This window comes from Fredinandcohnia onubensis (assembly GCF_002734285.1).
GTDB lineage: Bacteria > Bacillota > Bacilli > Bacillales > Bacillaceae_L > Ferdinandcohnia > Ferdinandcohnia onubensis_A.
In genome coordinates, this window is the sequence record NZ_NSEA01000016.1 from 48,055 (window position 1) to 62,486 (window position 14,432).

Annotated in this window: 12 protein-coding genes; 5 read left to right on the plus strand and 7 right to left on the minus strand. The window is 43.1% G+C overall.

The window, feature by feature from the left end; translation table 11 throughout:
- Positions 1-353 precede the first annotated feature (353 nt).
- The 4 genes from CKJ95_RS23875 to CKJ95_RS16315 all read right to left on the minus strand — a co-directional run bounded on the left by CKJ95_RS23875 (position 354) and on the right by CKJ95_RS16315 (position 6,551).
- Entirely contained in the window at positions 354-5,705 is a 5,352-nt protein-coding gene (locus CKJ95_RS23875) for a LysM peptidoglycan-binding domain-containing protein (RefSeq protein WP_099354516.1), read from the minus strand.
- Positions 5,706-5,836: 131 nt separating this feature from the next.
- Positions 5,837-6,007 carry a YvrJ family protein gene (locus CKJ95_RS16305; RefSeq protein ID WP_099354517.1) on the minus strand — a complete coding sequence of 57 codons (171 nt, stop codon included), beginning with the start codon at positions 6,005-6,007 and terminating at the stop codon, positions 5,837-5,839.
- A 61-nt stretch (positions 6,008-6,068) separates the two neighbouring features.
- Positions 6,069-6,284: a DUF2922 domain-containing protein gene (locus CKJ95_RS16310; RefSeq protein WP_099354518.1), complete on the minus strand. Its 216-nt coding sequence runs from the start codon at positions 6,282-6,284 to the stop codon at positions 6,069-6,071.
- A 36-nt stretch (positions 6,285-6,320) separates the two neighbouring features.
- Complete coding sequence (locus CKJ95_RS16315; RefSeq protein WP_099354519.1) at positions 6,321-6,551, minus strand: DUF1659 domain-containing protein; 231 nt, start codon at positions 6,549-6,551, stop codon at positions 6,321-6,323.
- Positions 6,552-6,809: 258 nt separating this feature from the next.
- Here CKJ95_RS16315 and CKJ95_RS16320 point away from each other — a divergent pair, with 258 nt between their 5' ends.
- Positions 6,810-7,022: a hypothetical protein gene (locus tag CKJ95_RS16320; RefSeq protein WP_099354520.1), complete on the plus strand. Its 213-nt coding sequence runs from the start codon at positions 6,810-6,812 to the stop codon at positions 7,020-7,022.
- On the plus strand, positions 7,015-8,352 hold the full coding sequence (locus CKJ95_RS16325; RefSeq protein ID WP_099354521.1) for a putative bifunctional diguanylate cyclase/phosphodiesterase: 1,338 nt from the start codon (positions 7,015-7,017) through the stop codon (positions 8,350-8,352). Before CKJ95_RS16320 ends, CKJ95_RS16325 begins: the two co-directional genes overlap by 8 nt.
- A gap of 266 nt (positions 8,353-8,618) precedes the next feature.
- Here CKJ95_RS16325 and CKJ95_RS16330 read toward each other — a convergent pair whose 3' ends face one another.
- Entirely contained in the window at positions 8,619-9,155 is a 537-nt protein-coding gene (locus tag CKJ95_RS16330; RefSeq protein ID WP_099354522.1) for a glycerol-3-phosphate responsive antiterminator, read from the minus strand.
- A 502-nt stretch (positions 9,156-9,657) separates the two neighbouring features.
- Between CKJ95_RS16330 and CKJ95_RS23480 the strand changes: the two genes are divergently transcribed.
- The 3 genes from CKJ95_RS23480 (at position 9,658) to CKJ95_RS16345 (ending at position 11,693) form a co-directional block, all read left to right on the plus strand.
- On the plus strand, positions 9,658-9,816 hold the full coding sequence (locus CKJ95_RS23480) for a hypothetical protein (protein WP_180271552.1): 159 nt from the start codon (positions 9,658-9,660) through the stop codon (positions 9,814-9,816).
- A gap of 171 nt (positions 9,817-9,987) precedes the next feature.
- The gene (locus tag CKJ95_RS16335; protein ID WP_099354523.1) at positions 9,988-10,449 is read left to right on the plus strand and encodes a hypothetical protein; all 462 of its coding nucleotides are present in this window, start codon (positions 9,988-9,990) and stop codon (positions 10,447-10,449) included.
- 539 nt (positions 10,450-10,988) lie between these two features.
- The gene (locus CKJ95_RS16345) at positions 10,989-11,693 is read left to right on the plus strand and encodes a YwaF family protein (protein ID WP_099354525.1); all 705 of its coding nucleotides are present in this window, start codon (positions 10,989-10,991) and stop codon (positions 11,691-11,693) included.
- A 121-nt stretch (positions 11,694-11,814) separates the two neighbouring features.
- Here the strand turns inward: CKJ95_RS16345 and CKJ95_RS16350 are convergent, their stop codons facing one another.
- Complete coding sequence (locus CKJ95_RS16350; protein WP_099354526.1) at positions 11,815-12,465, minus strand: response regulator; 651 nt, start codon at positions 12,463-12,465, stop codon at positions 11,815-11,817.
- Positions 12,440-14,296: a GAF domain-containing sensor histidine kinase gene (locus tag CKJ95_RS16355; protein WP_099354527.1), complete on the minus strand. Its 1,857-nt coding sequence runs from the start codon at positions 14,294-14,296 to the stop codon at positions 12,440-12,442. Before CKJ95_RS16355 ends, CKJ95_RS16350 begins: the two co-directional genes overlap by 26 nt.
- Between the last annotated feature and the right edge of the window lie 136 nt (positions 14,297-14,432).

Genomic DNA, 14,432 nt, shown 5'->3' on the forward strand with positions numbered 1-14,432 from the left:
CAAGATTTACGGCTAATAATTAAAAATTACGGCCAATAAATGAAATTTTCGGCTGATAATCGAAAAATATGGCTGATAAAATGAGTTTATAGACGATAGCGATTTGCTTCAAATTTTGAGAGGTAAACGCAACGGCGATTTACTGTCACTATCCCAGAAATACTGTCACCATTTCAAAAATACTGTCAGTAGCACGAATACTGCCACTATTACAAATTTACTGCCACTAATCTCAAAATACTGCCACTATCCCAAAAATACTGCCACTAATCCCAATTTACTGCCACTAGCCCATATTCACCGCCCTCACACCAAAAACCCGAACGCCCACGAAAGGCATTCGGGTCTTCAACCTAAACCTGTATCTTCAACGTTTGTCCGATACTGAGTATATCGCTTGTTAGATTGTTCGTTGTTTTAATATTAGCAACCGTAGTGTTATATCGCTTGGCGATACTGTACAAGGTTTCGCCGGATGCCACTGTGTGAACCACGACATTTGTTGGCACTTTTAATACTTGCCCAACGTAGATCATGTCCGATGATAAGTTGTTAGCATTTTTAATGGCGGTCACGGTTGTGCCAGTTTTAACAGCAATTCCTGACAGCGTATCGCCCGCTACTACTGTATAATTCACCGTATACACCGTTGCAGTTGTGCCAGTTTCAGGCGCAGGCGTAGCAGGTGGTGTAACTATAGTTGCTTCGTCCGTCGGAATCCGCAATACTTGGCCCACGAACAGCGTGTCCGTTGTTAAACCATTTGCATCCCTTAACTCACTAACAGTCGTATCGTTTCGATTGGCGATTCCCCAGAGCGTATCGCCTGCCGATACGGTGTACGTTTTATAGTTTTGAACTGGTCCCGTGTACACTGGTGACACGACCGGAACAGTGTTTGGCAATGTCGTCGTGTAGCTGTTCCAGACATTTTTGTTTTCCTGGCCAAGACTCCAGTTGCCGACACCGCGAATATTATATTTGCTGACAAGCTCAAGTTTCGCTTGAATCGACTCTTCATTTTCAAACCATATCGTATAGGTTCCCGGAGAAAGCGCGGACCCATTTACATATGTCACGGGATCGCCTGCCTTAATCGTGACAATCCCCTTTGGCGTCTTACTCACTTCGTCAAACACAACAGTCCCATTATAGCGGTCAATCATAGTCTGAACTTGCGTGTTCGAAATTCCGAAGCCTCCATAGCTTTGACCCTCAATCCAATAGCGTCCAAAATGCGCGATTCCAAGGACAACTTTATCTGGCGCAACATCCTGCGCTAGCGCATACTGGATTGATTTTTCAACCCAAGAATAGCTTGCGACCGAGCCAGGGTCGCCTCCCTGATAGCTCTCATCGTACGCCATAATCATGAGATAATCTGCATATTTCGCAAGACTTGTGTAGTCATACGACCCATGCCAGCCTGCTGCCCAGCCATTTGGATTCGCCGCAACCGCAACCGAAACTTCCTTTGTCGGCGGTATTTTTTCACGCAGCAGCCTTACAAATTCGGTATAGTTTGCGCGATCTGCATCGGTCACATTTTCAATATCCACATTGACCCCATCCAAGTTGTAGCGCGCAATCGCATCGGCAATCTGTTGAGCGGCCAACTCCTTGTTTGCAAGCATCGCACGACCAACATCACGGTTCCAATGATTACTTAAAAATGGAACCACGCGAATTCCTTGGCGGTGCATCGTCTCGATAAAATTAGGATCGACCTGGTAAGTGAGCTTCAGCGTTCCATCCGTATTGATATCAAAATAACTTGGCGACACAATGTTCACCGCATGCCCCGTCGAATTTACCGTATTCACATATTGCTTCGTATTACCAAAATACATATAGCCAAGATTGACAACTTCACTCGCCGTGATCGGCAGGCGCAATGTTTGGTTCGGCTGAATCGTGTCACTCGTCAAATTGTTCAGCGACATCAATGCATCAACAGTTGTATTATAGCGCTTCGCCACGGCATACAAGGAATCACCCTGTGTGACTGTGTACGAGCTTAATGAAACATTCGTCACCTCACTCGTATTTCCAGCAACATCGGTTTGAGTAACAGACGCCGAAGCAACCTTGGAGGCATTGTCGACAAATACATCAACGGAATAATATCCACTCTTGTCCGCATTCGCAATTCGCGTTACAAGCACATTTTTATCTGCATCAAAAAGGGAAACTTCCACTTTCGCTTTTGCCTCAGCGGTTCCAATGACGGTATAAATGTACTGCAGGTTTTCATAACGGAAGCCATTTTTCGTTGCGAGCGCATTTTCAACTACCGTATCCTTCACAATGGTTGTCGCTTCAGCGATACTTCTATTTCCAGCACGGTCAGTTTGTCGAGCTTCAAAGGTCAGCGTCCCATCCTTCAGCCCTGACAGGTTAAAATTGGCCCCGAAAGCCCCATTCACAACCTGAGCAGTCTGCCTCACCGTTTTCGTGCCATCACTCACAATCATCTCAACAGTTGCGCCTTCTTCAACGCTTGAGCCCGTAATTGTAAAATTAGTCTGGTTCCCGCTGTTGACATAGGTAGGCCGATTCGTCACCACACCAGCCGGTGCTGCTGTATCTTTTTCTAGGGTAAAGGTTTGCGCCTCACCAACATTACCCGCGTTATCCGTCGCTCGTAAAGTAGCTGTGAGCTCGCCATCCCTGAGCGTACTCAAGTCAAAGATTTCCTCAAACTTGCCGTCGCCATCTGTTTCAATCGTTTTCGTAACCGCATTGACACCGTCAGAAATTTCGACGACCACTATGGCATGTGGCTCCACTACACCTCGAATTGGATACACCAGAACATTATCCGAAAAAATCGGCAGTGGAGTTTCCATCCTAATCGCGTTTGGCCCCACTGTATCCTTGACCAATGTCTTCGTTACTGCAGGACTCACATTCCCTGCTTGGTCGACCTGGTTCAACTCAAACGATAAATCCCCATCTGAAAATTCCGTTAGGTCAACTGGCACACGGTATTCCCCGTTTTCATTTGTGGTTGTAGTAACCGTTTTTTCCTGGCCATTGCCATTAAAAATACGAATTTGGAGGTCCGTGTTTGCCTCAGCATTTCCGACCAACTCGTAGTTCGCTTGATTTTCTGTAGTGATGAAATGATCGTTGTGAAAAATGGGCGCGGTCGGCGCCTGCGTATCTTTTTCAACCGTACTATTGCTGACATTACTTGTTATACCGGCTGCACTCGTTTGAAACGCCGAAATCGTTAGGCTCGTATCTAACAAAGCGCTCACATCAACTGCGATATTGTACTCACCGTTTTCATTCGCTGTTGTTGATGTGATAATATCAGGGTTCACCCCATCTGAAACTGTGATATCTACGGTTGTCCCCGGCTGTGCCATCCCAAAAATGTGATAGCTCGATGCATTTTTACTGTTAATCAATTCGGTATTGCTGATCACCGGTGGCGCAAGAGTCGTTTGCTTGATTATGGTAGCTTGCTCGACCTCACTACGATTTCCGTGCTCATCGATTGCACTTGCCGTGATAAAAATTTCTCCGTCATTCAAGGTCCGTAGGTCAACATTGGTCCGAAACTCACCACTGTCATTCGCAACAGCCTCCACTGTCATCTCAGGATTTACTCCATCAGACAAAACAATTTGTACGGTCGAGCCTGGGTCTGCAATCCCTACCAACGTATAGCTATTGGCATTTTGCGTCGTCACCGTTTGCCTTTTATCAAGTACTGGCTCAGCGACGAAGGTGTCCTTTGTTACGGTAACTTGTTGCTGTTTCGAGCTATTTTGTGCTTCATCAGTGGCAATAGCAGTAAACGTGATTGCTCCGTCATTTAGACCTGATATATCAAGATTTGTCAGGAAATCACCATTCTCACCTGTTGTAATCGTCGCCTCCACAGCTGGGTTAACACCATCAGAGGCACGAACCGTAATGGTTGATTTTGGCTCCGCTGTGCCCGCGAATGTATAACCGTTAACATTCTCACTAGTGATGTTCGGAAATTCCTGAAAAACGGGTGCATCAATTGTGGTATCCTTTTTCACTGTAAGTTTTGTCATACCACTTTCATTTCCGAATGAATCCACGGCTTTTGTCGTGATTGAAATTGGACCGTCACGTAATTTGCCAAGGTTAACTAACGCACTGAATTCTCCTTTTTCATTCGCCAGAACCTCCGTGGTAATCGGTGCATTCACTCCATCAAAAAAAACAATCTGCACACGTGATGCAGGTTCAGCCGTACCTCGTACTGGATAAGCGGTCGTGGATTGGCTGTTGATGATTTGCGTATTGACTATTGTTGGTGCATCTATTTTTGTGTCTTTTTTAATAGTTTGGATTGCTTCCGTGCTCTTATTTCCTGCTTCGTCCGTTGCTGTTGCTGTAATAGTTAGTGAGCCATCGCGGAACCCTGACAGATCAATTCCTGTCTGAAATGCACCATTTGCATCGGCTTTGACTTGAATGGTCTTAGGCTCATTAATTTCGTCCGTTATTCGGATCGTTACCAACGCGTTTGCCTCGGTCGTACCCGTCACATTAAGATTCGACTGATTGGCTGTTGAAACCAATGGAATCGGTGCAAGTGTTGGTACGATTGGCGCGATGGTGTCGGCAGGTTGTGGCGCGGGCTCGTCTGATGGAGGCACCGGTGCTGCTGGCGAAGTCGTTCCCGGTATCGTCAACACCTGGCCGATTGATAAATTTGTTGATGTTAAATTGTTTGCAGCCTGTATATCGCTTACCGATACGCCAAATCGTTGCGATATACTATATAAGGTATCACCCGCCGATACAGTATACGACGTAACTGGAGCTGGACTCGTCGGCGCAGGTTCTGGTTCAGTCGGTGTAGGCACGGGTTCAGTCGGTGTCGGAGCCGTTTCCACAGGCTGCACTTGGCCCGTCGTCCTAGGAACCTTCAACACCTGCCCAATGCTAAGGACATTTGTCGTCAAATTATTTAGTGACTTCAAGTGTTCAACGGTCGTACCAAGTTTTACAGAAATCCCATACAACGTATCGCCCGCTATGACTGTATAAGTCGATGTTACTGGCGTTGGTGCCGGTGTTGGTACAGTTTCCTCTACAGGTATTTTCTCTTCCGCTGGCGGTGGTGTTGTCGTACTTGCCGCCTGGAGTTGCGGAATTCTCAGTTTTTGGCCAATCATCAGCATGTCTGATTTTAATTGGTTTGTACTGCGAATTTGGTCCACTGTAGTGTTATATCGCTTTGCAATGTGATACAGTGTATCGCCTGAGCTTACGTTATATGTAAAGAACGGTAGCCTTAGTTGTTGGCCGACAACTAACATATTCGATGTAAGCCCATTGACTTTTTTGATCGAATCGACCGATACATTGTAACGGGTTGCAATTGAGTACAGCGTATCACCTGCTTTTACTGTATACATATCATTGATTGACTGCGTTTGACCACTGGTGGTTTGCGCCCCCACATTCGGCGCGGTTGCACCTAAGTAAAAAGTGGTGATCAGCATCGAACCCGCTAACACCTTTGCCACCCTAACTGGCAGGTGCGGGAATTTTTCTTTTACAAGATGGCGAATCTGTGTGTTCAAGTCCTTTTTTTCCTCATGAAAATGGTTGCCAAACTCAGATGCAAACTCTGTCATATGAGACTCCACATAGACGACTAATGTATATTCATTATTATGTTTTTCAAGCTTATACCCTCGAATCTCCAAACGAAACACCTCATTATCAATACTTCTCGTCTTAGTTTCTCAACTTCCCCTTTATTCATTCCTTTTTTTAGACTTTAGACCAGTTTACCCCTAAAAAAACACCCGACTCATCCAAGTCAGGTGTCTGTTCTCTACGATATATTTTTCTTCGTTTCAAATGGTGGTTCGGCCTTCATGCTATTTGGCAGCATTTGAATCGAGTCTATGACACTATCGAGCTTTGATTCGATTCGATGTAGCAGATAGAATGTCACGATGACAGGAAAACCAACCTCCTGGATAAAAGGCAGTAGCTGATCCATCTCATTTTCCTCCTCTCTATAAGTAGAGCCAACTCCCAAAAGAGAGCTGGCTCCATTTTAATTAAAGTTGAACTTCTTCAACATTACGTTCTACAATACGTGCACCCTTTTTTGAAACAATTGGCCCACCCGATGTTAGGAATGCATCTGTTGCTACAATCAGATCCATCGCTGCCGAAAGAGCTACCACATCTACAGGTTCCACTGGATTTTCAATCGATACGGTTGCTGTTTTTCCAGCCATATTCGTAAACTGCATTTCTAGTGTTTTTGCCATTCGTTACTCCCCCTTTCTCAAAATTCATCTTAAAAATTACTCAGCAATGCCTACTAACATAAAGCTATCATTACGCTCGATGTCAGATAGATCTAATGTTTGAAGACCGATGATTGCTGTCGCAACTGCATGTAAATCATCCGCTGATACAGAAGGGTTAATATTATTGTAGTTTTTGTTTTTATAAACGAGCTTACCCTTACCATCCACACCGTTTTCAAACACTAGACGTAATTGTGTATCTAGAATTTCTTGTTTTGCTGCCATGTCCCTCACCTCCTTTACACTCTTGTTATAGAGGGGTGAGGGGCAAAAAGGGGCATCACATTTAAAATTTTGGGCAAAAAAAATACCTCCACTAGGGAGGTCAACAAAAATATATAACAAAGGGGGGGAATACATTATACAGGATGACCCCTTTTCACCTATCTTATACCCTAAAAAGAAAAAATTCTCGGCAGTCCCATTAAATTCCCACGATTGGCTCATACTAATCGTACATTTGCATGTCACTGAGGTGTACGTATGATTTCTATTTTGATGCCTGGATACAATATTGCACATGCCCTATTGTCCATTTTTATAGTGCTATTTTTTATTATAATTCTGAACGTATATATGATTAAGCGGTACAAGCAAGAGCTTCATGCTGAACAAAGAAAACTAGAAAGTCAGGAGCGTTATTATCGCTCTCTCTATGAGTTAAACCCGCTCGCGATTATCATGATGGATGATTAAAGACATCTCCGAAGAAAAAAGAAATCTGGAAAAAGTTCAATTCATGGCCTACCATGCCCCCCTCACAAATCTACCGAACAAACGAAAGCTTAGTGAGGATATGGCCAAAAACATGTCGGAAGAAATCCCTTTTAGCCTTGTATACCTTGATTTAAATGAATTTAAAAAGACCAATGACAGGTACGGACATTTAGCTGGGGATGCTGTTTTAGTCGAGGTCGCCAACCGGCTTAGGGAAACAAAGGACCATGGTTCTGCCTACCACATTGGTGGAGATGAATTTGCCGTTGCTTTTCCAGTCGTGGAGAAAGAGAAGCTTAAAAAAATGACAATTCAAATTGCTGACAAAATTCGCCTGCCCATCACCTATCAGGAGTTTACTTTAGAGGTTTTTGCAAGCATTGGGATTGCACGTTTCCCATTCGACGCCAAAACCATAGAAGAATTACTTCAGAAGGCCGACCTTGCGATGTATGCATCCAAAGAAAATGACGGAAGCGACATTGTGTTCTATCACGAGACACTCTTAAAAAAGGTCGAGGAACGCTTCCAACTTGAGCAGGACCTAAAGGAAGCCTTAGAAAAAAAACAATTTGAACTATATTATCAACCACAATTTGATATCCAAACTGGCATTTTTCGTGGCGCTGAGGCTCTATTACGCTGGAATCACCCTAAAAAAGGGATGGTTAGTCCGGATGTCTTTATCCATGTGTTGGAGGAAACTGGCCTAATTGTAGATGTCGGTGAGTGGGTTATTACACAAGTTTTAGAATCGATTCATACATGGGCAGACGCAGGTTTTACGTTCGGAAAAATCTCGGTAAACATTTCAGCGAAGCATTTTGAAAAGCAGAATCTCTTTCGTTTTATCCAGGATGTGAATGCAGGAGGGGCTGCCTGTCTCAACAGCTTAGACATCGAAATCACCGAAAGCGCCTTACTCAATTTGGAAAAATCAATTGATCATGTGCTGCAATTGAAGAAGCTCGGAATCAGCATCAGTCTTGACGATTTCGGCACAGGCTACAGCTCCCTAAGTGTCCTTCACCAACTGCCAATTGATTGTGTGAAAATTGACAAGTCGTTCATCAAAGATTTTAAAAAAGAATCCAAAAGTATCATCAGAATGATTATCCAAATGTCCAATAACCTGAACGTCAAAGTCGTCGCCGAGGGCATCGAAACGAAGGAACAACTCGACTTCCTCATCCAAGAAGGCTGCAGCTTTGGCCAAGGCTACTACTACAGCAAGCCACTCCCAAAAGCCGAATTCGAAAGAAAGTGGCTAAGAAACCACAGGGACGGTTCTCTTGGTCTCCTGAAGTGACAGGGACCATGTGAACCGTCCCCATGGTTCATATCCGTTTATAGGAAGAGCTGTGATAGAAGCTTAATCCAACCAAAAAACGCGATCCACAAGGGTATGCTCAATGTCGTTCCCCATACCATGCCAACTGCCAATGGATTCGTATTCTCTTCCATCACTTCGCCCCCCTCATCTTCTCTTACCTACATTATAACGGAATAATGAAAGCGTTTTTATAAAAACTTACCAACAAATTATGCCAAAATAATGCAAATAGAGCTTTAGCGTTATACCCAAAGCTCCCTTTTAGACGTCGTAATCGCCGTCGCCCCTGCCTCAAGTGCTCGTTGCACATCTTCTTTCGTCCGAATGAGTCCACCCGCAAGCACTGGAATATTTAACGTTTCCTTAACCTCTTTGATCATCCAAGGCACGGCTCCAGGCAGCACCTCAATGTAATTAGGTTTATTTTTCGCAATCAACTTATAGCTTTTTTCAAGAGCATGAGTATCAATTAAAAACATCCGCTGAATCGCGAAAACTCCCTTTTGCTTCGCCTTTAGAATGACACTTGATTTCGTCGAGATCAGCCCATATGGTCGAAACTCTTGGCAGATAAATTCGGTCGCATACTCGTCATTTTTTATCCCCTGTACCATATCCACATGATAGATCATCTTCTTCCCATTTTCCCTTGCCATTCGATTAATATTTTTCAGCTGAGCAATGTGAATTTCCGTAAAAACCCCAATTTCATATTTGCTTTTTAAAAAGGACTCGAACTCCTTCATCGTCGTAGACGCGGGCAATATACGTTGATCCAACTGTCTCCCCTCTTTCTGCCGGCTTTTATAAGTAGTATACACTTCCTTCACCTTTTGAAAAAACTGCAAAAAAAGACCCTACTCGCACTGGAGCAGGGCAAAAGAGAAAAAAGTCTACAGGTAAAAAATTTATAGTCAAATGTAGAAAACCCCATTCTCTACATTAACTAACAATAATGAATACACTAGTTCGACAGGAGATCCTACCAATCTAGTATTTTACTATAATTATATACTACCAATGTATTAGAAAAATGTATATTGGGAAAATTGGTGTATTTTTATAGCGATTATTGGTGTTTTTTTGGGGCAACTTTCCTAAAACAGGCCTTTTTTAGCGATTTTTGTCTAAAAATGCATAAAAAATTTTAATTTTTTTCTACACGTTTCCACATTTTACGCAAATTGGACATGCTATTCTATAATTATTAGTTTCAGATAATTCAAAAATATTAATGATAAATAGAGATCATTTTTAAAAAATGGGGGAGGAGTTCTAAAAGTGCCTTATTATACGTTTAAAGAAATTTGGACACCATTCAGTATCGTCGGAGTTCGCTTTTACAAACGACTCGAAGATCGGATTTATTTCATACGAGTCAAAAACGGCCCACGCCGTCCATTTCTAACTCGATTCAGTAAAACCAACGCTAGAGTCTAAACTCTAGCTTTTTTATTGTCTTTGGGACACAGGGACAGGTCCCTTGTCCCACTTGCGCGGGTCGAAGGACCTGTCCTCCTAACCAGAAAGTTATTTTGTTCTTGTACTAGGACAACTTTCCAAGGGCATATCCATATTAGTAAACAAGCTTAAGGAGGCTTTTGTTTACATATGAGACGACGACAAGGCGTGCCAATTCATCTGATTCTGGTTTCAGTTGGGGCTATACTGATTGTGTTCCTGCTTATTTCATTGTTTCGGTCATCACCGGAGGAGGATGCGAAGGAGATTGTCCACTCCTTTTATACATTCGAACAAGATGCGGATTTCGGGAGCTCATGGGAATTGTTCCATCCCCTGATGCAGGAGCGGTTTGAGAAAGCCGACTACATCCAGCAGCGCAACCATGTCTTTGTGGGTCACTTCGGAACCGATACCTTCAAATTTACGGTAGAAGACGTTGAACACCTCAAAAGCTGGCAAATGGCCAAAAACACCACAACCTTTCACGACGTCTATAAAGTGCCCATCACCCAAACCTACAAAAGCACATACGGCACCTTCACCATCCAGCAAGACATCTTCGTCGTAAACGAAGACGGCGACTGGACGATTTTGTGGTCGTATCATTAGGTGGTGGGGCTGGACCAAGGGGACGGTTCTCGTGGTTCCACATTGGCCAGCGAGGGCGCGGGGGATGAAGAACTTTTCCATCGGGATTTTCGCCGTGAAAGTTCTTCATTCCATTATGAAGGACTTTTCGACTCTTTTCTCTGCATAAAATGGTCTTCATCACGCTTATGAAGGACTCTTTGACTCTATTTTTTGCTCAAAATGGTCTTCATCCACGAGCAACCTTTGTTTGCCTGGGACGAAGGACCTGTCCCCGCGACCCACTTGCAACTCCAAACCAGGGTGTTATTTAGGTTATCGGACATATATGAGAATATATCGGACAGAGTTAGCCCGATATCGGACATAGTCCAAATTTTATCGGACACAATTCTAATTATATCGGACACAAACCACAATATATCGGACAAACCAATACCCACGCTAGGTTCAGCAACCATTCTACAAAAAAAATCTAATTCCCCCAATTTGTCCGAACGTCTAAACTCCACCAACCCCCGAATAGACTAATAGAAACCATTTAGAAATGGGGTGGCAGTATGTTTTCAGCTGAAGGAATGCAGACGTTTGAGTTGTTTTCCTTGACTCATATTGTGACGCTTCTAATTTTTACGATCCTCACCTTCCTGCTGATCGCCTTCAGAGAGAAGCTCGAACCATATCAGTCAATCATCAAATGGACATTTTTCAGCATCTTGGTCGCTAGTGAAGTGTCACACCAAATTTGGCTAGTTGCGACCAATCAATGGGAAATCGGCTCCCTCCCGCTACACCTTTGTTCCATTAGCACTTTTATTTGTATCTTCCTATTCTTAAAGCCTAGTAAAAAAGCATTCTACCTCGTGTTCTTTACAGGATTGCTCCCACCGATTCTAAGCCTAGTGACTCCCGAACTATTCCATGACTTCCCGCACTACCGCTTCCTAAAGTACTTCCTCCATCACGCTACAATTGCCTGGTCCGTGCTCTATTTCATTTTTTACGAGGGCTATCGTGTTCCGCGAAAAGCTGTCTGGACCGCTTTCTTGCTCCTTAACCTAATCGCTGTGCCAATCTTTTTCATCAATCTCCTTCTCGACACAAATTTCTTTTATCTAGCAAACCCAACTGAAGCCACAACGATCCTGTCCTATTTCGGCTCCGGCATTACGTATTATCTAACCCTCGAAGTCGCTGGTATTATCGTATTTCTCATCACCTACCTCCCGATGGCAATCTGGATGAAAAAAGATAAAAGCCATTAAGTCAAACGACTTAATGGCTTTTATGTCTACATGGTAAAATATGGACAATAAATAAAATTTATGGCTGTTAGCCCTTTTCATAAAAATGGAACCAATAGAACCGTCCCCCTGGTCCTTACTCTTAAATCCCAGGGTTTTGCATGGGAACTAGTTTGTTTTGTACGGCGTAGATGACGACTTGGGATCGGCTTTTGACGTCGAATTTTTTGAAAATCTTGCTGACGTGAATTTTTACGGTTTTGTCGCTGATGAAGAGACGATCCGCGATTTCTTTGTTGCTCATTCCTTCCACCAGGCATTGGAGAACTTCCATTTCCCGCTCTGTTAGCACGTTTTCCTTTGGCTGCTCCTGCTGTTGTTGATGGAAATTGAGAAGCTTTTTCGTCATCGACGGATGAATCACAGACTCGCCACGTGCGACTGTACGAATCGCTTCGACGACCTGCTCTGATGGTGCATCCTTTAGCAAATATCCGTCAGCACCCTCGCGAATCGCGGCCATGAAATACTCGTCATGGTTGTGCATGGTCAGTACCAGTACCTTAATCGAAGGATATTTTTTCTTGAGAATACCCGTCACTTCCACTCCATTTTTCTCAGGCATGTTGATGTCCATTAAAATCACATCTGGTTCACACATGGGTACCTTCTTCAGTGCGTCATCACCTGAAACCGCCTCGCCGACAACGCGAATATCGTCCTCTAACTCTAATATATTTCTAAGTCCGTCACGTAACACAGCATGATCATCCACCAGCATAAGCTTGATCAACAGTACTACCTCCTTCAAGTCCCATCTTTGGAACAGTTAATGTGATATCAGTACCTTCGCCCTCTTTAGAATCAATTTGGAGAGTTGCATTGATTTTTTCTGCGGCGTCATTCATATTTAAAATGCCAAAATGAGGATTGTTTTGCGCCTTGACCATCGCCTGAAACAGTGAAAACCCTACGCCATTGTCCTTGATTTTTAAAACAATATGCTCCTTTTGATAGCTTAACAGAACTTCAATTTCTGTGGCCTTTGCATGCTTGATTGTGTTTTGCAAGCTCTCTTGAAAAATATCAAACAATTCTTTCTCAACCATCGAACTGAGTGGAACTTCTTGACCTCTTATATCAAACGAAAACTCGATATTATACTCATCTTTTACCATTTCAATTCGCTTTTTAATCGCAGCTGATAACCCCACACGTTCGGTCGGATATGGTCGCAACTCGTAAATAGATTCGCGAACTTCTCGCAAGCTAAGTCTTAATTTATCCATGCTATCTCGGATGAGTTTGATTGTTTCTTCCGGATTTCGATTAAATTTACGTTCGGCCGTTTCAAGCTTCATGACCGCACCGGCTAGAGTCTGGGCAACACCATCATGAATCCCCCGCGCGATCCGGTTGCGCTCCTCGAGGATAATCCGTTTTTCTTTCTCTTCTATTAAAAATCTCGTCTTCACCGCAACCGCCAGCTGGTTAGAAAGTGTCGCAATCGAGTGGATTTCGTCATCCCCAAAGCTACGCGCACGACTTTTCGCAACGACGAGCATTCCAATTGTTTCGTCCTCGACGACCATCGGTGAATACACAAAGGCCTTCATGTCTTTTTTAAAAAATTCATCAATGGGTCCAAGCTTTCTTACCCTGTCCTGATAGACAATAGGTTGCTTTTTCCCATCAAAACGGGCCAATGCCTCACCTGTTAAGGCATCCTTCGGAGTGACCCTTCCATCATAATACAAAATCTTCCACACATCATTTTCTTTCACCCAAAGCATAAGAGCTTGCACATCAACGATTTGAGAAAATGTATTTTTAAACGTCTCAATCCACTCGGTTGAATGGATTTTCTTATTCACACCTGTTGTAATTGCAAACAGCGCATTTAAACGTTTCTTTTCATTTTCAAGTGTGGAGATGACCGAATACAGGAGCGATACTGCTACCAATGGCGAGAAAAAGAAGAATAGTGAGAACACGTCAACGGTTCGACCATCAAGAAAAGCCATGATAACCCCATATAATAAGGAAATGAATGCACTACCCAACTCTGTTAAAGTCTTTCCTTTAAACATGTAAAATGGATAAGGTTGTGGACGAATCAGCAGGACAAAATCAACAATTAGATTATTTATAATAAAAAAGAGTGAAACAAAAAGACCATATGTAAGGATACCTGTCAAAAATCCACTGTTCGTCGCAAGAACCTGGGTGATCGTTGTATTTTTTAATATGTAGTCTGCAAGAAATACACTGACCGCTAGCTGAGCCGGGTTAAACAGGACAATTCTTAGCGGACGTTGACGAAGGATATTAATGATTAACACGATTGTCACATAAATGATAATTGGATACGATATCCCAAATAGCGCTTGCATGACGAAGATAAAAGGAAACGTAATCGTCGTGGAGCCTCTCAAGAGCTGAATCGGAAAATACTCGATTAACGCTAAAAATGCTGTAAGTAATAGGAGAATCGCAATTTCATCAGTTGGTTCAATAATAAAAAACGAATACCCTACAACTGTCCAACCAAGTATTGCAATTAAAATCATATAGATCCTTGCATAGTTCTCCCGCTTATGGGAGGACACCATTGGAAGCTTCACACTTCTCCCCCTTATCATAACATTCTGTAAATTTTTGTCTGTTATTATTATAATATATGTACTATGAAAAAATAACAAATGATACCATTGAAAACGAATACACTCAATCCGCATAAAAACCCAGACTAGTCGAATG